General features: G+C 69.0%; 18 protein-coding genes. 14 read left to right on the top strand and 4 right to left on the bottom strand.

Annotated elements, in window-relative coordinates; translation table 11 throughout:
- Window positions 1-151 precede the first annotated feature (151 nt).
- Window positions 152-1,150 (bottom strand): NADPH:quinone oxidoreductase family protein, encoded by a 999-nt coding sequence (locus WAE60_RS12545; RefSeq protein ID WP_337686807.1) that lies wholly within the window; start codon window positions 1,148-1,150, stop codon window positions 152-154.
- Between the two features lie 84 nt (window positions 1,151-1,234).
- On the opposite strand from WAE60_RS12545, the gene WAE60_RS12540 reads away from it, so the two are divergent.
- The 6 genes from WAE60_RS12540 to WAE60_RS12515 all read left to right on the top strand — a co-directional run bounded on the left by WAE60_RS12540 (window position 1,235) and on the right by WAE60_RS12515 (window position 7,579).
- The gene (locus WAE60_RS12540; protein WP_029910649.1) at window positions 1,235-2,113 is read left to right on the top strand and encodes an isoaspartyl peptidase/L-asparaginase; all 879 of its coding nucleotides are present in this window, start codon (window positions 1,235-1,237) and stop codon (window positions 2,111-2,113) included.
- Window positions 2,114-2,248: 135 nt separating this feature from the next.
- Window positions 2,249-3,886, top strand: a complete 1,638-nt coding sequence (pgm, locus tag WAE60_RS12535; protein ID WP_337686805.1) for a phosphoglucomutase (alpha-D-glucose-1,6-bisphosphate-dependent) — start codon at window positions 2,249-2,251, stop codon at window positions 3,884-3,886.
- Window positions 3,887-4,058: 172 nt separating this feature from the next.
- Window positions 4,059-5,714 carry a lysine--tRNA ligase gene (locus WAE60_RS12530; protein ID WP_029910644.1) on the top strand — a complete coding sequence of 552 codons (1,656 nt, stop codon included), beginning with the start codon at window positions 4,059-4,061 and terminating at the stop codon, window positions 5,712-5,714.
- Window positions 5,715-5,826: 112 nt separating this feature from the next.
- Window positions 5,827-6,816 (top strand): UDP-glucose 4-epimerase GalE, encoded by a 990-nt coding sequence (galE, locus tag WAE60_RS12525; RefSeq protein WP_337686802.1) that lies wholly within the window; start codon window positions 5,827-5,829, stop codon window positions 6,814-6,816.
- A gap of 8 nt (window positions 6,817-6,824) precedes the next feature.
- Window positions 6,825-7,250 (top strand): hypothetical protein, encoded by a 426-nt coding sequence (locus tag WAE60_RS12520; RefSeq protein ID WP_337686800.1) that lies wholly within the window; start codon window positions 6,825-6,827, stop codon window positions 7,248-7,250.
- Window positions 7,251-7,369: 119 nt separating this feature from the next.
- Entirely contained in the window at window positions 7,370-7,579 is a 210-nt protein-coding gene (locus WAE60_RS12515) for a hypothetical protein (RefSeq protein WP_029910636.1), read from the top strand.
- Between the two features lie 14 nt (window positions 7,580-7,593).
- Here WAE60_RS12515 and WAE60_RS12510 read toward each other — a convergent pair whose 3' ends face one another.
- Complete coding sequence (locus tag WAE60_RS12510) at window positions 7,594-8,244, bottom strand: helix-turn-helix transcriptional regulator (RefSeq protein ID WP_029910633.1); 651 nt, start codon at window positions 8,242-8,244, stop codon at window positions 7,594-7,596.
- Window positions 8,245-8,430: 186 nt separating this feature from the next.
- On the opposite strand from WAE60_RS12510, the gene WAE60_RS12505 reads away from it, so the two are divergent.
- The 5 genes from WAE60_RS12505 (at window position 8,431) to WAE60_RS12485 (ending at window position 12,731) form a co-directional block, all read left to right on the top strand.
- Complete coding sequence (locus WAE60_RS12505; protein ID WP_337686892.1) at window positions 8,431-8,910, top strand: MerR family DNA-binding transcriptional regulator; 480 nt, start codon at window positions 8,431-8,433, stop codon at window positions 8,908-8,910.
- Between the two features lie 104 nt (window positions 8,911-9,014).
- Window positions 9,015-10,805, top strand: a complete 1,791-nt coding sequence (locus WAE60_RS12500; protein WP_029910625.1) for an acyl-CoA dehydrogenase C-terminal domain-containing protein — start codon at window positions 9,015-9,017, stop codon at window positions 10,803-10,805.
- A 2-nt stretch (window positions 10,806-10,807) separates the two neighbouring features.
- A complete protein-coding gene (locus WAE60_RS12495) occupies window positions 10,808-11,971 on the top strand; it encodes an acyl-CoA dehydrogenase family protein (RefSeq protein WP_029910622.1) in 1,164 nt (387 codons plus the stop codon).
- A gap of 2 nt (window positions 11,972-11,973) precedes the next feature.
- Window positions 11,974-12,345, top strand: a complete 372-nt coding sequence (locus WAE60_RS12490) for a hypothetical protein (RefSeq protein WP_029910619.1) — start codon at window positions 11,974-11,976, stop codon at window positions 12,343-12,345.
- Entirely contained in the window at window positions 12,345-12,731 is a 387-nt protein-coding gene (locus WAE60_RS12485; protein WP_029910616.1) for a hypothetical protein, read from the top strand. The genes WAE60_RS12490 and WAE60_RS12485 overlap by 1 nt, the downstream gene beginning before the upstream one ends.
- Before the next feature lie 15 nt (window positions 12,732-12,746).
- Here WAE60_RS12485 and WAE60_RS12480 read toward each other — a convergent pair whose 3' ends face one another.
- Window positions 12,747-13,679 (bottom strand): phytanoyl-CoA dioxygenase family protein, encoded by a 933-nt coding sequence (locus tag WAE60_RS12480; RefSeq protein WP_337686791.1) that lies wholly within the window; start codon window positions 13,677-13,679, stop codon window positions 12,747-12,749.
- 81 nt (window positions 13,680-13,760) lie between these two features.
- Here WAE60_RS12480 and WAE60_RS12475 point away from each other — a divergent pair, with 81 nt between their 5' ends.
- The 3 genes from WAE60_RS12475 to WAE60_RS12465 all read left to right on the top strand — a co-directional run bounded on the left by WAE60_RS12475 (window position 13,761) and on the right by WAE60_RS12465 (window position 18,086).
- Complete coding sequence (locus WAE60_RS12475; protein ID WP_029910610.1) at window positions 13,761-14,966, top strand: acetyl-CoA C-acetyltransferase; 1,206 nt, start codon at window positions 13,761-13,763, stop codon at window positions 14,964-14,966.
- 18 nt (window positions 14,967-14,984) lie between these two features.
- Window positions 14,985-17,183: a 3-hydroxyacyl-CoA dehydrogenase NAD-binding domain-containing protein gene (locus WAE60_RS12470; protein WP_337686788.1), complete on the top strand. Its 2,199-nt coding sequence runs from the start codon at window positions 14,985-14,987 to the stop codon at window positions 17,181-17,183.
- Window positions 17,184-17,444: 261 nt separating this feature from the next.
- Window positions 17,445-18,086 carry a hypothetical protein gene (locus WAE60_RS12465; protein ID WP_337686787.1) on the top strand — a complete coding sequence of 214 codons (642 nt, stop codon included), beginning with the start codon at window positions 17,445-17,447 and terminating at the stop codon, window positions 18,084-18,086.
- Window positions 18,087-18,205: 119 nt separating this feature from the next.
- Here WAE60_RS12465 and WAE60_RS12460 read toward each other — a convergent pair whose 3' ends face one another.
- Window positions 18,206-21,988 carry a LamG-like jellyroll fold domain-containing protein gene (locus WAE60_RS12460; RefSeq protein WP_337686785.1) on the bottom strand — a complete coding sequence of 1,261 codons (3,783 nt, stop codon included), beginning with the start codon at window positions 21,986-21,988 and terminating at the stop codon, window positions 18,206-18,208.
- Between the last annotated feature and the right edge of the window lie 10 nt (window positions 21,989-21,998).

Raw genomic sequence — 21,998 nt, 5'->3', positions numbered from 1 at the left:
TTCCCAAGAAGGATGCTTAGCGACGCTTAACCTTGAAATTTCGTTTCAAGAACGATTCACCATTTAAAGTCCTGACGCCGCATGTCGATCGTAGTCTTCGAAGACTTCCGCTTCGGCGAACGACGATCGACATGCGCGCAGATGTCGCAAGTTATTCGTTGACGACCACGACCTTGCCCATGGCCTTGCGGCTGGCCAGATGGGCGATGGCGTCGCCGGCCTTGGCCAGGGGGAAGCGCTCGGAAACGTAGGGCTTGATCTTGCCGGCCGCGTAGAGGTCCATCAGCTCGCGGACGTTCTGGACGTGGCCCTTGGGATCGCGGGCCACCGAGGCGCCCCAGAACACCCCGACGATGTCGCAGGACTTCAGCAGGGTCAGGTTCAGCGGGATCTTGGGGATGCCCGACGGGAAGCCGATCACCAGGAAGCGGCCGCCCCAGCCGGCGGCGCGGATCGTGGCCTCCGAATAGTCGCCGCCGACCGCGTCATAGGCCACGTCCCAGCCGTTCGGGCCGCAGGCGCCCTTGATCAGCTCGGCCAGGGCCTTCTGTCCGTCCTTGTCGAACGGGCCGCGCGGATAGACCACGCCGGCGTCGGCCCCGTGCTTGATGGCCAGGTCGACCTTCTCCTGGCTGGAGCAGGCGGCGATCACCCGCGCCCCGGCCGCCTTGCCCAGCTCGACCGCCGCCAGGCCCACCCCGCCGGCCGCGCCCAGCACCAGCAGGGTCTCGCCGGCCTTCAGACGGCCGCGGTCCTTCAGGGCGTAGTACGAGGTGCCGTAGGTCAGGATGAAGGCGGCGGCCTCGTCGAAGGGCATGTTGTCGGGGATCGGGGTGCAGCGGTTGGCGTCCAGCGCCACCTGCTCGGCCATGCCGCCCCAGCCGGTCGAGGCCAGCACCCGCTGGCCGACCTTCAGGGTGGTGACGCCCTCGCCCACCGAGGTGACCAGGCCCGAGACCTCGCCGCCCGGGGCGAACGGCCGCTCGGGCTTGAACTGGTACTTGTCCTCGATGATCAGCACGTCGGGATAGTTGACGCCGCAGGCCTTGACGGCCAGCACCACCTGCCCCGGACCGGCGACGGGATCGGGAAGCTCCTCCAGCACCAGGGTCTCGGGTCCGCCCACGGTCTTGCTGAGCACCGCCTTCATCTCGTCTCTCTCCCGCTGTCTTCGTTGCGCGTTCTTCGTTAAGGAGCCGGACGCTAGCGCACGCCCGCCGGCCAAGGAAGCAGAATGTCAAACAAACGTTTTACTCTCGCCCTGCACGGCGGCGCCGGGCCCAAGCGCGGCCATGACTACGGCGTCGAGATCGCCCACATGCGCGGCCTGGTCGAGGCGGCGCGCGACCGGCTGGCGGCGGGGGCCCGCGCCCTGGACGTGGCGGTCGAGACCGTGGTCGCCCTGGAGGCCAGCGGCCTCTACATCGCCGGCAAGGGCGCCTCGCCCAACGCCGACGGGGAATACGAGCTGGACGCCAGCCTGATGGACGGCGCGACCCTGAAGGCCGGATCGGTGGCGGCCCTGCAGGGCTTCGAGAGCCCGATCCTGGCCGCCCGGGCGGTGATGGAGAGGACGCCGCACGTGATGCTGGCCGGCGAGGGGGCCATGGCCTTCGCCCGCGAGCAGGGGCTGAAGACCATCGACGACCCCGCGACCTGGTTCACCCACGCCGGCGCCTTCGAGGCCAACCACGCCCCTGAGGTCCTGCCCACCGGCACCGTCGGCTGCGTGGTCCGCGACGCCGAGGGCCGGCTGGCGGCGGCGACCTCGACCGCCGGGGTGTTCGGCAAGCTGCCGGGCCGGGTGGGCGATTCGCCGATCATCGGGGCCGGGGCCTGGGCCGATGGCCATGCGGCGGTGTCCTGCACCGGCCAGGGCGAGTACTTCATCCGCACCGCCGTCGCCGCCCAGATCGCCCACCGCGTCCGCTTCGGCGGCGAGAGCCTGGAGGCCGCCGCCCGGGCCGCAATCCAGGGCGTCGCCGACCTGGGCGGCCACGGCGGCCTGATCGCGGTGGACCGCGACGGCAACGTCGCCATGCCCTTCGCCTCCAGCGGCCTCAAGCGCGCGGCCCTGCTGCCGGACGGGTCGATCGTGGCCGAGGCGTTCTGACGCCCGGCGTCGGGCGATCGTCATCAGCCTCCGATACAAGCCCCCTGCCTCGCCACGCGGCGCCGGTCGCCGCGTTCGCGTCCGACACGGCGCCGGGCGTTGAACCACAGACCGGTGATCGATAAGGGTACCCGCATGCATGAACACGCCGGCCGTCAGGCCCGACCCGAAGACCTGATCGATCTCGATGCGCTGACCCGCGCCTATTTCGAGATCCACCCCGATCCCGCCAATGTCGCCCACCGCGTGGCCTTCGGCACCTCCGGCCACCGCGGCTCCAGCTTCGACGCGGCGTTCAACGAGGACCACATCCTGGCCGTGGCCCAGGCCACCGCGGAGTATCGCGCCAGCCAGGGGATCACCGGTCCGCTGTTCGTCGGCCGCGACACCCACGGCCTGTCCGAGCCGGCCTGGCGCACGACGCTGGAGGTGCTGGTCGCCAACGGGGTCGAGACCCTGATCGACTCGCGCGACGGCTTCACCCCGACGCCGGCGGTGTCGCTGGCCATCCTCGAGCACAACCGGCGCGCGCCGGGCAGCGCCGACGGGATCCTGCTGACCCCGTCGCACAACCCGCCGCGCGACGGCGGCATCAAGTACAATCCCCCGTCCGGCGGTCCGGCCGGCGGCGAGGCCACCTCGGTGATCGCCGCCCGCGCCAACCAGCTGCTGGAAGGCGGGCTGAAGGACGTCAGGCGCATCCCGTTCGAGCGCGCCCTGGCCGGGGCCAAGCGCCACGACTTCCTGGCCCAGTACGTCGACGCCCTGCCCACGATCCTGGACCTGGACCTGATCCGCTCGGCCGGGGTGAGGATCGGGGCCGACCCGCTGGGCGGCGCCGCCGTCGCCTACTGGGGCGCGATCGCCGAGCGCCATCGCCTGGACCTGACCGTGGTCAACGACGCCGTCGACCCGCGCTGGGCCTTCATGCCGCTCGACACCGACGGCAAGATCCGCATGGACTGCTCGTCCTCGGCCGCCATGGCCAAGCTGATCGACATCATGGCGGGCGGGGCGAAATACGACGTCGCCACCGGCAACGACGCCGACGCCGACCGCCACGGGATCGTCACTCCGGACGGCGGGCTGATGAACCCCAACCACTATCTGGCGGCCTCGATCGCCTATCTGTTCGCCAACCGCCCGGCCTGGGGCGGGGGCGTGGCGGTGGGCAAGACCCTGGTCTCGTCCTCGATGATCGACCGCGTGGTGGCGGGCCTGGGCCGCCGCCTGCTGGAGGTGCCGGTCGGCTTCAAGCATTTCGTGCCCGGCCTGCTGGACGGCTCGGTGGGCTTCGGCGGCGAGGAGTCGGCCGGGGCCTCGTTCCTGCGCAAGGACGGCTCGGTCTGGACCACCGACAAGGACGGCCTGCTGCTGGCCCTGCTGGCCGCCGAGATCCAGGCCAAGACGGGCCAAAGCGCCAGCCAACTCTACAAGGGCCTCACGGACCAGTACGGCGCGCCGTCCTACGCCCGCATCGACGCCCCGGCCAACCGCGAGCAGAAGGCCCGCCTGGGCGCGCTCAGCCCGTCGGACGTCACCGCTAAGGACCTGGCCGGCGAGCCGATCACCGACATCCTGACCAAGGCCCCCGGCAACGGCGAGGCCATCGGCGGCCTGAAGGTGACGACCAGGAACGCCTGGTTCGCCGCCCGCCCGTCGGGCACCGAGGACGTCTACAAGATCTATGCGGAATCGTTCCTGGGTCCGGATCATCTGAAGACGGTGCAGGCCGAGGCGCGCGAGGTCGTGGCGACGGCGTTGAAGGGCTAGCGGCGGTCAACCCTTGCCCCCTACGGACCGCTTCGCGGTCGTCTTCCCCCGGAGGGGGAAGAGCGCTGCGCCCCCTACGGGGGCAGACAGGCGGCGAAGCCGCCGGGTGGGGGCAAGGGGGTGAGCTCCCACGCCCTAGCCACCGCCGCGACTTCCCCCTATACCGCGCGGCATGTTTGAAGGCCTCTCCCCCCTCGCCCGCGACGCTCGCGCCTGGCCGTTCGAGCAGGCGCGCGCCCTGCTCGCCCGCATCCTGCGCCTGCGTCTGTCCGACGCCGAACGCGACCTCGCCTCCACGCTGATCAACAGCGGCAAGGCCGACGAGGCCGTGAAGACCTTTCCGGCCCTGGCCAAACCGGTGATCCTGGAGACCGGCTACGGCCCGTCGGGCCTGCCGCACCTGGGCACCTTCGGCGAGGTGGCGCGCACGACCATGGTCCGCAGCGCCTTCCGCGCCCTGACCGACGACGCCATCCCCACGCGCCTGATCGCCTTCAGCGACGACATGGACGGCCTGCGCAAGGTTCCCGACAACATCGAGAACAAGCAGCCGCTGATCGAGGACCTGGGCAAGCCGCTGACCGTGGTCCGCGACCCGTTCGGCACCCACGACAGCTTCGGCGCCCACAACAACGCCCGCCTGCGCGCGTTCCTGGACGGCTTCGGCTTCGAGTACGAGTTCGTCTCGTCGACCGAGTGCTACAAGGGCGGCCTGTTCGACGCGACCCTGCTGACCGCCCTGGAGCGCTTCGACGCGATCCAGAAGGTCATGCTGCCCACCCTGGGCGAGGAGCGCCGCGCCACCTATTCACCGTTCCTGCCGATCAGCCCCTCGACGGGCAAGGTGCTGCAGGTCCCGACCCTGGAGCGCAACGTCGACAAGGGCACGATCGTCTTCGAGGACGAGGACGGCTCCAAGGTCGAGGTCCCGGTGACCGGCGGCCACGTGAAGATGCAGTGGAAGCCCGACTGGGCCATGCGCTGGACCGCCCTGGGCGTCGACTACGAAATGAGCGGCAAGGACCTGATCGACTCGGTCAAGGCCAGCGCCCAGATCTGCAAGGCGCTGGGCGGGGTTCCTCCGGAAGGCTTCAACTACGAGCTCTTCCTCGACGAGAACTCGCAGAAGATCTCCAAGTCCAAGGGCAACGGCCTGTCGATGGAGGACTGGCTGCGCTACGGCGCGCCGGAGAGCCTGTCGTACTACATGTTCCAGAGCCCCAAGTCGGCCAAGAAGCTGTATTTCGACGTCATCCCCAAGGCGACGGACGAGTACCTGCAGCAGCTGGACGCCTATCCGCGCCAGGAGCCGGTCAAGCAGCTGGACAACCCCGTCTGGCACGTCCATTCGGGCCGCCCGCCGCAGTACGGCTCGCCGGTGTCGTTCAGCCTGATGCTGAACCTGGTCTCGGCGGCCAACGCCTCGGACAAGGCGATCCTGTGGGGCTTCCTGTCGCGCTACATCCCGGGCGCCACGCCCGAGAGCCAGCCGCTGCTGGACCGCCTGGCCGGCTACGCGATCAACTACTACGACGACTTCGTGAAGCCGACGAAGGCGTTCCGCGCGCCCGACGACAAGGAACGCGCGGCGATCGTCGACCTCTTGGCCCGCCTGAAGGCCCTGCCGGCCGACTGCCAGGACGCCGAGCTGATCCAGAACGAGGTGTTCGCGGTCGGCAAGGACCACGGCTTCGACCCGCTGCGCGCCTGGTTCCAGGCCCTCTACGAGGTGCTGCTGGGCCAGAGCCAGGGCCCCCGCTTCGGCTCGTTCGCGGCGATCTTCGGCCTGGACCGCACGACGGCGCTGATCGAGGAAAAATTGGGCTGACGCTGACGCGGCGAGCGGCGGGACCCCGAGCGTCCCGTCCTTTCGCCGTCACGCATTGACGCTGGGGCGTCGGGCGTTCATTCGCCGTTCGAGGCAGTTGGGGATCCAGATCTTGGGCGACACCATTCTCGTGGCGGGCGGCGCCGGATACATCGGCTCGCACACCTGTCTGCGCCTGGCCGAGGCCGGCTACACCCCCGTGGTCTACGACAACCTGTCGAACGGCTGGGAGTCGTTCGTCCAGTGGGGCCCGCTCGAGGTCGGCGACATCCGCGACGCGGCGCGGCTGGACGCGGTGTTCGCCAAGCACAAGCCCGTCGCCGTGATCCACTTCGCCGCCTTCATCGAGGTGGGCTTCTCGGTCGCCGAGCCGGGCGCCTTCTACGAGAACAACGTCGGCGGGACCCTGACCCTGATCGAGGCCGCCCGCCGGGCCGGCGTCGACAAGCTGGTGTTCTCCTCGACCTGCGCCACCTACGGCGACCCCGTCTACGTGCCGATGGACGAGAAGCACCCGCAGGCCCCGCTGAACCCCTACGGGCGCAGCAAGCTGATGGTCGAGCAGGTCCTGCAGGACCTGGCCCGCTACAAGGACTTCCGCTCGGTGGCCCTGCGCTATTTCAACGCCGCCGGGGCCGATCCCGCCGGCCGGATCGGCGAGAAGCACGAGCCCGAGACCCACGCCATCCCGCTGGCCATCGCCGCCGCCCGGGGCGAGCGCGACAAGTTCATGCTGTTCGGCGGCGACTACGACACCCGCGACGGCACCTGCGTGCGCGACTACATCCACGTGCTGGACCTGGCCGACGCCCACGTCCTGGCGCTGAAGTGGCTGCTGGACGGCAAGGCGAGCGCGGCCTTCAACCTGGGCACCGGCACGGGCACGACGGTGCGCGAGCTGGTCGGGGCCATCGAGCGGCGATCCAACCGGCCGTTCCCGCTGGAGCTGACCGGACGGCGGGCCGGCGACGCCCCCAGCCTGGTGGCCGACAACCGCAAGGCCCGCGAACAGCTGGGCTGGACGCCGCGCTACGATCTGGACGCGATCATCGAGCACGCCTGGGCCTGGCACGCCAACGGCGCGCTGGACCTGAAGCGCTGAGCGGCGCCGTGGCGAACCGGACGCAGCGGCTTCGCTGGGCGCTCGGCGACGTCGCCTTCCTCGGCTTCTGCCTCTGCGGGCCGCTGGTCCCGCTGACGTTCGGCTTCTTCAGCCTCATGTATCGGACGAAGCCGGTCGTCGCCGACCCGAGCGCCTGCCCGGTCGGCCATCTCGTCAACCACGGACGCTACGTCTGTGTCAGCGCCCACGAGCAACTAGCGTCGAACAGCTGGCTGATCACCATTCCCCTCTGCATGATCCTCCTCCCGACGGCCAAGTTCCTGGTGCGGGACCGGTCGGAGACGACCCTGATGGAGCGCGTGCTGGGGCCGCTCACGATGGCCGCGCTCGTGGTCCTGTTCTTCTTCGGCGAACATGTGGCGGCGCTGCTGACCACCGGGTCGTTGATCTTGCCCGCGGCGCCCGCGCCCTGAGCGCGTATTGCCGCCTGCGACACCGTGACCCGATAGATGAACAAGAGTTAAATTGCCGGTTAAGGGTCTGTCCGCAATTTGGAGTCTAGTCTGGTTGCGTCAAAACCAAGGTTAGTCTCATGGCTTGCTTCACCCTTCGCCCTTCCGACCGTTCGGAATTCGACTCGTTGCTCGGCGAACTGGCCGCCCAGTTCCCCGCCGCGCACGTCGAAGCCGCCCACAACGACAACTGGAAGTCCTATCGCGTCGACATCTCGTGCGACGCCCCGTGGGAAGGCGATCTGACCGCCTGGCTGCAAAGCAAGCACGCCAGCTGCCCGCGCACCTGATCTAGATCCAGGGCCTACTGGCTGGCCCACAGGATCCGGGCGATCCACACCACTTCGGCCAGGTCCAGCGCCTGGACCCGGCCGTCGCCGCCCAGCGAAGCCAGCTCCACGCTGCGGGCCGTGATCCGCGCCAATTCCTTGACCAGCAGGTCCCCGCCGGTGGTGCGGACCACCACCCGGTCGCCCCGGCGCGGCTCGACCGACGGCGAGACCAGCAGGCGGTCGCCGTCGCGATACACCGGCGCCAGGGCGTCGCCGGTGATCTCCAGGGCGTAGACGCCCTCGTCGCCCAGACCCGGAAAATCGATCTCGTCCCAGCCGGCGCCGGTCGGCGCGCCGGACTCGTCGAACAGCCCCTCTGCCCCGGCCTGGGCGAAGCCGATCAGCGGCACGGCGCGCGGACTGGGCCCCGACACGCGCCCGGGAGGCGCCCGTTCGGTCAGGGCCGCGAACTCGGAAAAGCCGACCCCCGTCGCCTCCAGCACCTTGGCCAGGCTCTCGGTCGAGGGCCAGCGCGGGCGGGAGTCGCCCTCGCCGCGCTTGGAGCGGTTGAACGCCGTCGGGTCCAGCCCGGCCATCTTGGCCATGGCCGAAGGGCTCATGTCGAAGCGCTCGGCCAGAGCGTCGATCGCGGTCCAGATCTCGGTATGCGACAGAGACGACATGGCTTGGGCCTCCTCGCCGTGATCCCGGAAAATATGCCTCGTCCCTAGGAAAGTAAACCTATCGCGCCACGGCCAAGTTGACGTTTACGTAAACGTTGACGACAGAATGTCGCGGGCATATGGTGATCGACGATAACCAACCGGCTCGGCCGCAGAAGTCGGGCCTGCCCAGGGAGGGTTCGAATGTTGGCAGACCTGCGACGCCCAGAGCGCACCTTTACAATCCGTCAGCTGTGCAACGAGTTCAAAGCCACGCCTCGCGCGCTGCGCTTCTATGAGGACAAGGGCCTGCTGACTCCGGCCCGCGAAGGCCTCAACCGCGTCTATTCCCACAAGGACCGCGTCCGCCTGCAGCTGATCCTGCGCGGCAAGCGCGTAGGCCTGTCGCTGTCGGAAATCCGCGAACTGCTCGACCTCTACGACGAGAACGACGACGGCGCGGCCCAGATGGCCCGGTCGCTGAAGAAGTTCCGCGAGCGCGCCACCGCGCTGGAGCAGCAGCGCGAGGACATCGACGGCGCCCTGATCGAACTGCGCGAAGCCTGCTCCCGCCTCGAGCGCCGCCTGGCCGAGATCCGCCCCGACCTGCTGCCCCGCGCGGCCGACTACGACCAGGTGCTGCGCGCCCGGCTGGACGGTCACGGCGACGCGGCAATGGGCAAGTAGACAAGATTCCGCGTTCTTCCTCCAAGACCGGAGCAAGACGCGGAGCCACCTCTCTCCTCCCCCGCCGATCCGCCCCCGCTGATCCGACTCACCAGGACCGTTTCATGACCTACCAGCCGCCCGTTCGCGAACATGCCTTCATCCTGCGCGACGTGCTCAACATCGACCAGCACGGCAACCTGCCGGGCTTCGCCGACGCGCCGTTCGAGACCGTCGAGCAGATCCTCGAGGCCGCCGCCCAGTTCACCGGCGAGGTCCTGGCCCCGCTGAACCATGTCGGCGACAAGCAGGGCTGCGTCTGGAACAGCGACTTCACGGTCAAGACGCCGGACGGCTTCAAGGAAGCCTACAAGCAGCTGTGCGAAGGCGGCTGGACGGGCCTGGGTTCGGACCCGACCTATGGCGGCCAAGGCCTGCCCCACGTCGTCAACCTGGCCTTCAGCGAGATGTCGAGCTCGGCCAACATGGCCTTCTCGATGTATCCGGGCCTGGCCCACGGCGCCTATTCGGCCATCCACACCGGCGGCACCGACGCGCAGAAAGAGACCTATCTGCCCAAGATGATCTCGGGCGAGTGGACCGGCACCATGAACCTGACCGAGCCGCACTGCGGCACGGACCTGGGCCTGCTGCGCACCAAGGCCGTCCCGCAGGGCGACGGCAGCTACAAGATCACCGGCCAGAAGATCTGGATCAGCGCCGGCGAGCACGACATGTCGGACAACATCGTCCACCTGGTGCTGGCCCGCATCGAGGGCGCCCCGGCCGGCGTGAAGGGCATCTCGCTGTTCATCGTGCCGAAGTTCTTCCCCAAGGAAGACGGCTCGGTCGGCGCCCGCAACGAGGGCGTCAAGTGCGTGGGCCTGGAAGAGAAGATGGGCATCCACGGCAACGCCACCTGCGTGATGCAGTACGACGACGCCGTCGGCTACCTGATCGGTGAAGAGAACAGCGGCCTGAAGCTGATGTTCGTGATGATGAACGAGGCCCGCCTGGGCGTCGGTCTTCAGGGCATCGCCCAGGCCGAGGCCGCCTACCAGGCCGCCGCCGCCTTCGCCAAGGACCGCCTGCAGGGCCGCTCGCTGACCGGCCCGAAGAACCCCGACGGCCCGGCCGACCCGATCCTGGTCCACCCCGACGTCCGCCGCATGCTGCTGCAGAGCAAGGCCCTGATCGAGGGCGGCCGCGCCTTCCTGTTCTGGACCGCCCTGCACGGCGACCTGGCCCACAGCCACCCGGACGAGGCCGTGCGCACCAAGGCCGAGGACTATATGGGCCTGATGACGCCGGTGCTGAAAGGCTATCTGACCGACAAGGGCTTCCAGGTCTGCTCGGACGCCATGCAGGTGCACGGCGGCAGCGGCTTCACCGAGCACTTCCCGGCCAGCCAGTACCTGCGCGACGTCCGCATCGCCCTGATCTACGAAGGCACCAACGGCGTCCAGGCCCTGGACCTGGTCGGCCGCAAGCTGGCGTCCAAGGGCGGCCGCGGCGTGATGACCTTCTTCCAGGAGATCGACCAGTTCATCGGCGAGAACGACGGCGACGCCGAGCTGAAGCCGTTCATCGACGCCCTGGCCGGGGTGAAGGCCCAGCTGCAGGACGGCACCATGTGGCTGATGCAGAACGGCCTGCAGAACCCCGACAACGCCGGCGCGGCCTCGACCGACTACATGCACCTCTTCGGCCTGACGGGCCTGGCGTACATGTGGGCCCTGATGGTCAAGGCGGCCAACGCCAAGATCGCCGCCGGCTCGACCGACCCCTTCTTCACGACCAAGATCGTCACGGCGAAATTTTTCATCGAGCGCATCTTGCCTGACGCAGGGGCGCATCTGGCCAAGCTGAAGACCGGTTCGGCGACCCTGATGGCGCTGCCCGCGGAGGCCTTCTGATCATGAGCGTGCTCAACGTCGAAAAGCCGGCCTTCATGGCCGAAGAGGACATCGCGATCTTCGAGGACGCGGTCGGCAAGTTCTTCGACGAGCACGCTTCTGAAACGACGGTCGCGAAATGGCGCAAGAACCACTGCGTCGACCGCGACATGTGGACCAAGGCGGGAGAGGCCGGGCTGCTCGGCCTCTCCACGCCCGAGCAATACGGCGGGGCCGGCGGCGACTACCGCCACGAGGTCGTGCTGATGGAGCAGCTGGGCCTGAAGGGCGTCGACGGCTTCGGCATCAGCCTGCACAACGCCATCGTCATGCCGTACATCACCCACTACGGCACCGAGGAGCAGAAGCAGCGCTGGCTGCCGCGCCTGGCCACGGGCGAGCTGGTGGCGGCCATCGCCATGACCGAGCCCGGCGCCGGCTCCGACCTGCAGGCCATCAAGACCACGGCCAAGAAGGTCGGCAACCAGTACGTCATCAACGGCTCCAAGACCTTCATCACCAACGGCCAGACCGCCAACCTGATCATCGTGGTGGCCAAGACCGACGCGAGCGCCGGGGCGCGCGGCACCTCGCTGCTGGTGGTCGAGACGGACGGAGCGGAAGGCTTCGAACGCGGCCGCAACCTCGACAAGCTGGGCCAGGAGGCCCAGGACACGTCCGAGCTGTTCTTCAACGAGGTGAAGGTCCCGACCGAGAACCTCCTGGGGACCGACGAGGGCCAGGGCTTCTTCCAGCTGATGGGCCAGCTGCCGCAGGAGCGGCTGAACATCGCCGTCCAGGGCATCGCCACCATCGAGCGGGCCCTGGCGCTGACCATCGCCTACGTCAAGGAGCGCAAGGCGTTCGGAAAGGCGATCCTCGACTTCCAGAACACCCAGTTCGTGCTGGCCGAATGCAAGACCGAGGGCACCGTCGCCCGCGTCTTCGTCAACCACTGCATCGAGCAGCACCTGGCCGGCAAGCTGGACGCCGCCACCGCCTCGATGGCCAAGTACTGGGTCAGCGACCTGGAGAACAAGATCGTCGACCGCTGCCTGCAGCTGTTCGGCGGCTTCGGGTTCATGAACGAATATCCGATCGCCCGGATGTACCGCGACAGCCGCGTGCAGCGCATCTACGGCGGGACCAACGAGATCATGAAGCTGCTGATCGCGAGGACGCTCTAAGCATGCTGATCGAAGCCGCCGTCGTCCTGTGCCTGACCAACGCGACCGAGACGGCCGTGTCCGGTCTGGTGCGCGACGGCCGCTCCAAGCTGACCTCGGCCAAGCTGGAAGGGACCAGCCTCAACTATCGCGAACCCCTGGCCGAGACCCCGTTCCCGGCCGTGGACGCCGGCCAGACCGGCTGCGCGGACGTCGACGGCATGACCCTGGCCAAGCCCCAGCTGGTGATCCGCGGCGGACAGTCCGTCGGCGGCGGCCAGCATCACGGCGAGACGATCTGCCGCCCCACCCGGCCGCTGAAGCCGGGCGAGCGCCTGACCTTCATCTACCGCAAGAGCTTCCTGGGCCCGTTGACCTGCAAGGAGACCCGCTGATGCCGTTGATCGTCGCGCCGCCGCCCCAGCCGCCGCCCGCCCAGCACGCCGCCGCTCCGGCGGCCGACGCCCGCGCGGCGGTCGTCTGCGTGCGCGCCTCCGGTCCGCGCCCGCTGTTCTTCTCGGGCAAGCTGGTGGGCAAGAAGCCCGGCGCGAAGTTCCCCGGCGATTTCGAGCTGCCGCTGAAGGCCAATGTCGACCAGTGCAACAACCTGCTGCGCTCGAAGGTGGCCGACTGGTCGCTGCAGGTGACCACGCCCGGCTTCAAGGCCTGCTACCTGCCCGCGCCCGAGTTCGGCCAGCGCGTCACCTACAGCGCCAAGGCCACGGCCCGCGGCCTGGCCTGCGCGCCGATCGCCAAGTCGCCGATCGGGACCTGGAAATAGGGAATGAGCTTGGCCCTACGCCTTGTTGACGCTGTTCGCCTTGATCTGGGCCGCGCCGCGCGCGTCCAGGTCCTTGCGCGTGGCCTCCAGGCTGAGCGGGCCCAGCAGGGTGGCGTTGACCGCGTCCATGCCCGGGGCGGCGACGCCCGGCTTGCGGGCGATCAGGTAGCGCAGGCTGAGGCGTTCGTTGTCGGCCGCGTCGGGCTGGGTGCCGTGCAGGGTGCAGGCGTGCCACATGGCCGCGTAGCCGGTCTTGCCGGTCAGCAGGTGCTGGCGGGTCTGGACCTCGTGGCCGCGCCCGTCGCGATAGAGCCAGCCGGCCTCGTTCTTCGTCAGGTCGTGCGGGAACAGCGTCCCGCCCAGCTTGTGGCTGTCCTCCAGCAGGAACAGCGGGGCGTCGTGCGTCCCCACGTCGTGCAGGTAGATGTACAGCGTCAGGAAGTCGGCTTCCCGGTCCTTGTAGTCGATCAGGTCCTGGTGGAAGTCGATGCCGTAGAAATAGGTGATGTCGCGGAACGGCGGCCTCACATAGGCGCCCAGGTTGTTGACCGGGTTGCCGGCGATGCGGGCCTTCAGCCAGTCGGGCACGACGCTGGCCGGCACGCCGCAGATCAGCTTCTTGAGCAGAATCTCGTAGTCGTCGCCCAGCAGGGCCGTGACGGCCTCGACGATGGCCGGATCCTTCTCGACGAAGGCCAGGTCGTCCTCGAAACGCTCCAGCAGGTTCCTGCCGGGCGCGGGGTTCACCCCTATATATTGCGGGTTGGCGTCGAACTCGGCTTCCGACAGGAAGAGGTCCGCATCGAACGTCCGCAGCGCGCGGATCCTGGCCAGCAGGGCGCTCGCCGCCGCCGGGTCCACGCCGCCGCCGAACACATGATAGCCGCGCGCGATGAAGTCGCTCACCGCCGGGTGGGCCGCGTCCGTCGCACGCTCCGCTGCCGTCATCGTCCTGATCTCCAAACCAGCGGAATCAGACGCCTTTTTGGTTAACGAACCATCCAAGCCTACGCAGGAAGGAGCCATACAATGGCCGACGCTTACATTTTCGACGCCGTGCGCACGCCGCGCGGCAAGGGCAAGAAGGACGGGTCTCTGCACGAGATCACGGCCCTGTCCCTGGCCACCCAGGTTCTGGAAAACCTGCGCGACCGCAACGGCCTGGACACCTCCAAGGTCGACGACGTCGTCCTGGGCTGCGTCGCCCCCGTGGGCGAGCAGGGCAGCGACATCGCCCGCACCGCCGTCCTGACCGCCGACTACGCCGAGAGCGTCGCCGGCGTGCAGATCAACCGCTTCTGCGCCTCGGGCCTGGAAGCCGTGAACATGGCCGCGGCCAAGGTCGCTTCCGGTGAAGCCCAACTGACCATCGGCGGCGGCGTCGAGAGCATGAGCCGCGTGCCCATGGGCAGCGACGGCGGCGCCTGGCCGACGGACCCGTCCTCGGCGTTCAAGACCTACTTCATGCCGCAAGGCGTGTCGGCCGACCTGATCGCCACCCTCTATGGCTTCTCGCGCGACGACGTCGACGCCTACGCCGTGGAAAGCCAGAAGCGCGCGGCGGCCGCCTGGGCCGACGGCCGCTTCAAGAAGTCGGTGATCGGCGTGAAGGACCAGCTGGGCCTGACCATCCTGGACCATGACGAGACCGTCCGCGGCGCCACCACCATGCAGACCCTGGCCTCGCTGAACCCGTCGTTCACGGGCATGGGCGAGATGGCCTTCGACGCGGTGGCCGTCCAGCGCTACCCGCAGGTCGAGCGCATGAACCACGTGCACCACGCGGGCAACAGCTCGGGTATCGTCGACGGCGCCGCCGGTGTTCTGATCGGCACCAAGGAAATGGGCGAGGCCCTGGGCCTGAAGGCCCGCGCCCGCATCAAGGGCGCGGCCTCGATCGGCAGCGAGCCCTCGATCATGCTGACCGGCCCGTCGCTGGTCACCGAGAAGCTGCTCAAGAAGCTGAAGATGGAGGTCAAGGACATCGACCTCTACGAGCTGAACGAGGCCTTCGCCGCCGTCGTCCTGCGCATGATGCAGGCGCTGGACATCCCGCACGACAAGATGAACGTCAACGGCGGCGCCATCGCCATGGGCCACCCGCTGGGCGCCACCGGCGCGATGATCCTGGGCACCATGGTCGACGAGCTGGAGCGCTCGGACAAGGAAACCGCCCTGATCACCCTGTGCGTCGGCGCCGGCATGGGCACCGCCACGGTCATCGAACGCGTCTAAGATCCAGGAACTAGAGACATGGAAAACTTCAAGATCGACGTCGATAGCGACGGCATCGCCCTGGTCACCTTCGACGTGCCCGGCCGCACGATGAACACCCTGACCGCCTCGGTGATCAAGGAAGTCGGCGAGGTGGTCGAGACCATCAAGTCCGACGCGAACATCAAGGGCGCGGTGATCACCTCGGGCAAGACCACCGGCTTCTGCGCCGGCGCCGACCTGGGCGAACTGGGCGGCAGCGGCGGCCTGGGCGGCGGCGGCCAAGGCGAAGAGGGCCTGAAGGCCGCCTTCGAGGCCGGCTTCGCGCTCAACAAGGCGTTCCGCGCCCTGGAGACCTGCGGCAAGCCGGTGGCCGCGGCCATCAACGGCCTGGCCATGGGCGGCGGGCTGGAGATCACCCTGGCCTGCCACTACCGCGTGGTGGCCGACAATCCGAAGATCCAGCTGGCCCTGCCGGAAGCCAAGGTCGGCCTGCTGCCGGGCGCCGGCGGCACCCAGCGCCTGCCGCGCCTGATGGGCGTGATGGCCGCCGCGCCGTACCTGCTGGAAGGCAAGTCGATGAAGCCGGCCGAGGCCCTGGCCAACAAGGTCGTGCACGAGGTCGTCCCGGCCGGCCAGGAGGTCGAGGCCGCCAAGACCTGGATCAAGACCAAGGGCGACCCCGTCGCGCCGTGGGACAAGAAGGAGTTCAAGCTCCCCGGCGGCGGCCCCTACACGGCCGGCGGCAGCCAGGTGTTCATCATGGGCAACGCCATGCTGCGCAAGCAGACCTACGGCAACTATCCCGCCCAGCTGAACATCATGAAGGCGGTCTATGAGGGCACGCAGGTGCCGTTCGACGCGGCCATCCGCATCGAGACCCGCTACTTCCTCAAGACGATGATGTCGCCCCAGGCCAAGGGCATGATCCGCACCCTGTTCCTCAGCCTGCAGGAACTGGGCAAGGGCTCGGGCCGTCCGGCCGGCGTGCCGCACTACGACGTCAAGAAGGTGGCCGTCCTGGGCGCCGGCATGATGGGCGCGGGCATCGCCTATGTCCAAGCCATGGCCGGCATCGAGACCGTGCTGATCGACCAGACGCAGGAAGCCGCCGACAAGGGCAAGGGCTACGCCGAAGGCCTGGTCAAGAAGGCCGTCTCGCGCGGCAAGCTGACCCAGGAGAAGGCCGACGCCATCCTGGCCCTGATCCACCCGACCGCCGACTACGCCAACGTCAAGGGCAGCGACCTGGTCGTCGAGGCCGTGTTCGAGAACCGCGACGTCAAGGCGTCGGTCACCAAGCTGGCCGAAGCCCAGCTGGCCGACACCGCGATCTTCGGCTCCAACACCTCGACCCTGCCGATCACGGGCCTCGCCAAGGCCTCGGTCCGCCCGGCCTCGTTCATCGGCATCCACTTCTTCTCGCCGGTCGACAAGATGGGCCTGGTCGAGATCATCATGGGCGAAGAGACCAGTCAGGAAGCCCTGGCCAAGTCGATCGACTACGTCCTGAAGATCAAGAAGACCCCGATCGTCGTCAACGACAGCCGCGGCTTCTACACCAGCCGCTGCTTCGGCACCTTCGTGCAGGAAGGCATGGAGCTGCTGGCCGACGGCTACGCCCCGGCCATCATCGACAATGTCGGCCGGGCCACCGGCATGCCGCGCGGTCCGCTGGAGATGCACGACGACGTCGCCCTGGACCTCTCCTACAAGATCGCCCAGCAGACCAAGAAGGACCTCGGCGACAAGTACGAGGAGCGCCCCTTCACCACGATCATCGAGAAGATGGTCGAGGGCGAGGGCCGCTACGGCCGCAAGAACGGCAAGGGCTTCTACGACTATCCGGAGAACGGCCCCAAGACCCTGTGGCCGGGCCTGGCGCAACTGGCGCCGACCAAGATCGCCGAGGTCGACAAGGCCGGCATCGAGGAGATCCGCACCCGGCTCCTCTACCGCCAAGCCGTGGAAGCCGCCCGCTGCTTCGAGGAAGGCGTGATCACCGATCCGCGCGAGGCCGACGTCGGCGCCATCCTGGGCTGGGGCTTTGCGCCCTGGACCGGCGGCCCGGTCAGCCTGATCGACGGCGTGGGCGTGGCCAAGTTCGTCGAGGCCTGCGACGCCCTGGCCCAGAAGTACGGCGCGCGCTTCGCCCCGCCGCAGCTCCTGCGCGACATGGCCGCCAAGGGCGAGACCTTCTACAGCCGCTTCGGCGTCAAGACGAAGGCCGCCGCCTAGCGGTCAACCTGCCACGACAACGGAAAGGCCCGGCGGCGACGCCGGGCCTTTTTGTTTGCGTCGATCGTTGGGCTTCGTTCGTTTCAGCTCCGACTTGTCGCGGCCATGGTCCCGCCCCACGCCGGCGATAGAGCTCGGCCCGTGAGATCGAGCCTGTCCCTGACGCATCCCGCCGGAGAACCGGCTCGACAGACATCATCGTCGGAGACCGGGACGAGGAGCGCCCCCGGGACGTCCCCAGGGGGTTCCAAGGAGGTCGGCATGCCCGCGACGCGGCCGTCTCGCCGACGCCCCAAGTCCGCCGCCCGGCGCCGCTGGCTGGTGGTCGGCGGCGCGTCGCTGATCTTCCACGGCCTGCTGGGCTGGGCGCTGCTGATCGCGGTGCCCGCGCCGCCGGTCCTGGTCGAGCCGCGCAGCGTCGTGGTCCAGCTGATGGCGCCCGACCGGGCGCATGCGCCGGAGCATCCCGCCGCCGCTCGTCCCCCGTCGGCGCCGCTGCACGTCCCGACCTTCCGGGGGCCGCCGCCCCCGTCGCTGCCGGCGCCCGCGCCTTCGCCGGCTCCCGCCGCGTCCGGAGCCATCGTCGCCCCGCCCGGCTTCACCGCGCGCGGGACCCTGACCGGCGGCGGCGAGGCCCTGCGCCAGGCCGCCCGCGAGAGCGGGTGCACCGAGGCCGACATCGTCCACCTGACCAAGGCCGAGCGCGACGCCTGCAACGAGGCGATCGGGGCCAAGCACAAGAACGGCCCGGCCCTCTACGCCGCCATCGATCCCGACAAGAAGGCGGCCTTCGACGGCGACTGCAAGAAGGACGACGACTGGTGCCTCTACCGCACGGGCAAGGGGCCCTATCCGGGCCTCTTCGCCCTGGGGCGGAAGAAGAAGATCAAGGGCTGGGACTAGGGCGCGCGGGAAAGCGGCCTCTCCCCGAGAAGATCCACGCCTAGATGGTTGCATCCCGGAAGCCCCGCAGGGACTGTCCGGGATGACGACTTGAGTTTCAAAACGCCAACGTCCTAGCCCTAGAGCCCGACCTCGTCGTTCAGCGCCGTGATCTGCGGCTGGGTCGTGACGATCCGCACCCGCAGGCCCGTCGCCTTGCCGCCCGGGATCGACAGCTTCACCGAGGCGGTCTTGGGCGTCAGGTCCTTGGGCGCGTGCAGGGCCGGCACGGGCGCCGAGGACAGCACCTTGCCGTCGGCCGAGACCAGCTCCAGCCGCGCCGCGGCGGCGTCCCGCGCCCCCAGGCTGTGCACCTTGACCGTGACGGCGCCGCCCTTGACCACCGCGTCGCCGCGGCCGATGCCCAGGTCCGCCCGCTTGGCCGGGTCGTCGCCCGCCGTGGCCAGCGTCATGTCGATGACCGTGGTCTGGCGCGGGGCCAGGACGACCTTGGTCCCCAGGCTGCGCTCGAAGGCGACCGAGCGGGTCTCGCCCGCGCCGTCGATGGCGTCGTCGCCGTCGGCGTCCACGCCCTGGGCCAGGCTCCACTGGCCGGGCGCGACGTTCCAGCCCGTCATGGTCGCGGTCACCGGATGGTCGGTCAGGTTATAGGCCACGACCTTGAAGCCGGTCTTGGTCGCGTCCTTGACCAGCACCGCCACGTCCGCGCCGTCGGCGCCGTCGAACCGCCAGGACACCACGTGGCCCGGGGTCATCTGGCCGCGCTTGTTGGCGATGCCGCCGAGGCGCGAGCGCTGTAGGACGTCGCTGGGCAGCTCCACGCGGTCGGACCACCAGTGGCCCTCCGTGTGCATGTACATGTGCTGGGCGTTCCACTGGATCTCGTCGGCGTAGAGCGCCTCCAGGTATTTCTTGTCGCCCGTCAGGGTCCAGGCGGCGTAGCGCTCCAGCGCCCCGCCCTTGGCGGCCTGCTTCAGGATCGCGTCCTTGTTGGCCTCGCCCAGGTTCATGGCGGTGAGGGCATTGTCGTTGATGCTCTGCAGCGACTTGATCCCGTTCTTGGCGATCCGCCAGTTGATCGGGGCCAGGTACTTGGGATCGCCGGTCATGCGCCAGGCCGACCAGAAGATCTGGAACGGGCCGTCGGCGCCCGAGCCCTGCAGCACCGTGCCGCCGCGCTCGGCGTCGCTGCGCCAGTTGATCTCGTTGGGCAGGGTCCCGTCGGGCTTGGCGTGGGCCAGGTAGCCGTCGGCCAGGCCGATCACCAGGTCGCGGGCGGTCGGGTCGCCATTGTAGTCGCCGATCAGGATGGCGGGGTGCACGACGCCGAACGAGTACGGCTTCTGCCACTCCCACGGTCCCTCGCGGTACGACAGCGCGCCGCTGTACCAGTTGGTGTTGAAGTGCACGTGGCCGGCCGGGTTCTTGTCGATCACCCGCGGCAGGGCCTTGACCGTCGTGAACAGCCGCTCGACCGCCAGCGGGTCGCCGTAGTTCACGTACATCGCCTCGGAGTTGCTGTTGATGCCCTCCTCGTAGGCGTGCAGCTCGTCGGTCACGATGGTCGACAGGCCGTTGGTGAACATGCCGTTCTTGTAGACGGCGTCGGTCAGGCGGTTCAGCGAGGCGGTGATCTTGTCCGGCTGCACGCCCATCAGGGCCAGGCCCGGCCATTGCTGGGTCAGGTCGGTGTCGTCGGAGATGCCGCCGCCGAAGTCGCCGTACTCGACCTGGCGCTGGTCGATCCACCAGTCGACGAACTGGGTCACCTGCTTGAGGTCTTCCGTCTGGCGGAAGGCCCACAGCGGAACGCCCGCCGGCGCCTTGGGCTGGTCGAAGGCCGGCCAGCCCTGGCTGCCATAGGTGATGTCGCCCCAGTATTCGCGGCCGATCTGGTTGTCGGGATCGACGCGCAGCAGGTCGGAGATGTCGGCGTAGAGCCGGCGATAGAGGCCCTGGCGCTTGGACGTGGTGTGTTCCTCGACCAGGAACGCCCAGTTGTCCTTCACCTGGTTCAGGCGATCGGCGACGTGCTCGGCCTTGGCCTGGTCGCGGTCCTTCAGCACCAGGCGGATCTTGGCGCCGTCCAGGGCCTTGGCGTCGAAGTCGGGGCTGTCGGCGGCGATGGTCAGGTACAGGCTGTCGCCGGTCAGGATGCGGTCGCGCAGGTCCAGCCACACGGTGCGGGCCTCGCCCGGCTTCACCGAGACGCTGACGTCGATCATGTTGCGGCCCGGCCAGATCGGGTCCTTGACCTGGATGTTCAGCGGGACCAGCCCGCCGTCATCGGCCGTGACCTTCAGGGCCGGGATGTCGATGGCGATGCCGTCCAGGCCGTCGCGGGCGTTCTCCCAGCCATAGGCCCAGTTGCGAGCCAGGGCCTGGGCGGCCGGGGCGTCGCCGAAGCCCGAGGGGATCAGCACGTGGACGATCGGCAGGCCCTTGGCCTGTTCGCCCGCGCGCTTGCGGCTGGGCGCGCCCTCGGGCAGGGCGACCACGGTCGAGCGCTCGGCCGCCGGGAAGCGCCCGGCGATGTAGCCGTTCAGGTCCTTGAGGTTCAGATAGTCCGGCGCGGCGTCGACCCGCACCGTGTAGGTCATCTTGAAGGCGTCCTTCGGCTCCTGGCCGGCCGAGACGTCATAGGCCCAGATCTCCTGGATCGGGGTCTCCTGGGCCACGTTGGTGAAGCTCAGCACCCCGCCCTTCAGCGGCTGGGCGAAGCTGGTCACGGTCCGCTGCTGGTCCTTGGCGCGCGTGGCGAGCTTGGCGCCCTTCGCGCCGTCAGAGGCGGCCCAGCTCAGGTCGCCATAGGCCGGACCCTGGATCTCGACGCGGTTGACCGGCTCGTCGGGCAGGGCCAGGCGCAGGGTCTTGCCGCCGTCGACATAGACGTTCCAGTCGGGCAGCTGGAAATAGTCGTTGCGGCCGGGCAGACGCGAGCGGTTGTAGACGCCGGGCCAGGTGGTCTCGGAGATCCCGTCGGTCCCCTTCCACATCCACTCTTTGAGGTCCTTGGCGTCGGCGAACTCGATCTTGCGGATGCGGGTCGAGGCGTCGGCCAGGTAGGGCGGCAGGTCGGCGGGGCGGTTCCAGCCGTAGCGCTGGCGCCAGGCCGCGCGGATGGCCGGATCGTCGAGGCTGACCGCCGGGTCTGCCGCGGCCGGGGCTTCGTTGCGGGCCAGGGCCGCGACGGCCGTGGCGTCCAGCGCCCGGTCGTAGATGCGGATCTCGTCCATGTCGCCGCCGCGCAGGAAGTTGTAGCGGCTCTGCACCTGGTGCGGGGCGACCACCCGGCCGGCGATGCCGAACTGGTCCAGGCCCGCGTCGTAGACCGCCTTGGTCTCCTTACGGGCCGCCGGCTTGCCGTCGACGAACAGCTGCACGCCCTGGGTCTCGTCCCAGGTGAAGGCCAGGTGGGTCCAGGCGTCGGGGGCCGGCGGCTTGTCCAGCTTGAACGACACCCGCGTGCGGGCCAGGCCGTTGTCGGTGACGAAGGCGTCGTAGCCGTGGCCGTTCCAGTCGATGCGCAGGAAGGCCATGTCCCAGCTGGTGTGGTCGGCGTAGCCCACGCGGAAGATCACGAAGGGCGCGACCCCGACCGGATAGCCCGAGCGCCAGAAGAACGACAGGGTGCCGCGCTGGGCCTGGATGTTGCCGGGGGCGTTCCACGACAGGACGCCGTCGTCCTCGGCGTGCAGCCCCCTGCCGGCCTTGCCGTCGGCGATGGGGGTGACCTTGTCGGCGAAGTTGGGGATCGGGTCGCCGACGGCGACGTCCGCGTTCAGCCCCTTGTCGGCCGAGACGTGGAAAAGCAGGGCGGGCTGCTTGGCCTGGACTTGGGCCTGGGCCGCGCCGGCCAGGATCAAGGAACAGGCCGAGGCCAGGAAAAGCGCCTTGGTCACCTGATGTCAC

Origin of the sequence: Caulobacter sp. CCG-8, from assembly GCF_037402475.1 — a bacterium.
In the GTDB taxonomy this organism is placed as follows: Bacteria; Pseudomonadota; Alphaproteobacteria; order Caulobacterales; family Caulobacteraceae; genus Caulobacter.
Note: the sequence above shows the minus strand (reverse complement) of the source record. Positions and strands in the feature narration are given on the sequence as shown.

What these genes read in the sequence shown, in the direction of transcription:
- WAE60_RS12500 (WP_029910625.1), top strand. Translation starts at nt 9,015, where the DNA reads ATGACCTACCAGCCGCCCGTTCGCGAACATGCCTTCATCCTGCGCGAC.
- WAE60_RS12485 (WP_029910616.1), top strand. Translation starts at nt 12,345, where the DNA reads ATGCCGTTGATCGTCGCGCCGCCGCCCCAGCCGCCGCCCGCCCAGCAC.
- WAE60_RS12475 (WP_029910610.1), top strand. Translation starts at nt 13,761, where the DNA reads ATGGCCGACGCTTACATTTTCGACGCCGTGCGCACGCCGCGCGGCAAG.
- WAE60_RS12545 (WP_337686807.1), bottom strand. Translation starts at nt 1,150, where the DNA reads ATGAAGGCGGTGCTCAGCAAGACCGTGGGCGGACCCGAGACCCTGGTG.
- WAE60_RS12510 (WP_029910633.1), bottom strand. Translation starts at nt 8,244, where the DNA reads ATGTCGTCTCTGTCGCATACCGAGATCTGGACCGCGATCGACGCTCTG.
- WAE60_RS12465 (WP_337686787.1), top strand. Translation starts at nt 17,445, where the DNA reads ATGCCCGCGACGCGGCCGTCTCGCCGACGCCCCAAGTCCGCCGCCCGG.
- WAE60_RS12470 (WP_337686788.1), top strand. Translation starts at nt 14,985, where the DNA reads ATGGAAAACTTCAAGATCGACGTCGATAGCGACGGCATCGCCCTGGTC.
- WAE60_RS12480 (WP_337686791.1), bottom strand. Translation starts at nt 13,679, where the DNA reads ATGACGGCAGCGGAGCGTGCGACGGACGCGGCCCACCCGGCGGTGAGC.
- pgm (WP_337686805.1), top strand. Translation starts at nt 2,249, where the DNA reads ATGCATGAACACGCCGGCCGTCAGGCCCGACCCGAAGACCTGATCGAT.
- WAE60_RS12515 (WP_029910636.1), top strand. Translation starts at nt 7,370, where the DNA reads ATGGCTTGCTTCACCCTTCGCCCTTCCGACCGTTCGGAATTCGACTCG.
- WAE60_RS12530 (WP_029910644.1), top strand. Translation starts at nt 4,059, where the DNA reads ATGTTTGAAGGCCTCTCCCCCCTCGCCCGCGACGCTCGCGCCTGGCCG.
- WAE60_RS12490 (WP_029910619.1), top strand. Translation starts at nt 11,974, where the DNA reads ATGCTGATCGAAGCCGCCGTCGTCCTGTGCCTGACCAACGCGACCGAG.
- WAE60_RS12540 (WP_029910649.1), top strand. Translation starts at nt 1,235, where the DNA reads ATGTCAAACAAACGTTTTACTCTCGCCCTGCACGGCGGCGCCGGGCCC.
- WAE60_RS12495 (WP_029910622.1), top strand. Translation starts at nt 10,808, where the DNA reads ATGAGCGTGCTCAACGTCGAAAAGCCGGCCTTCATGGCCGAAGAGGAC.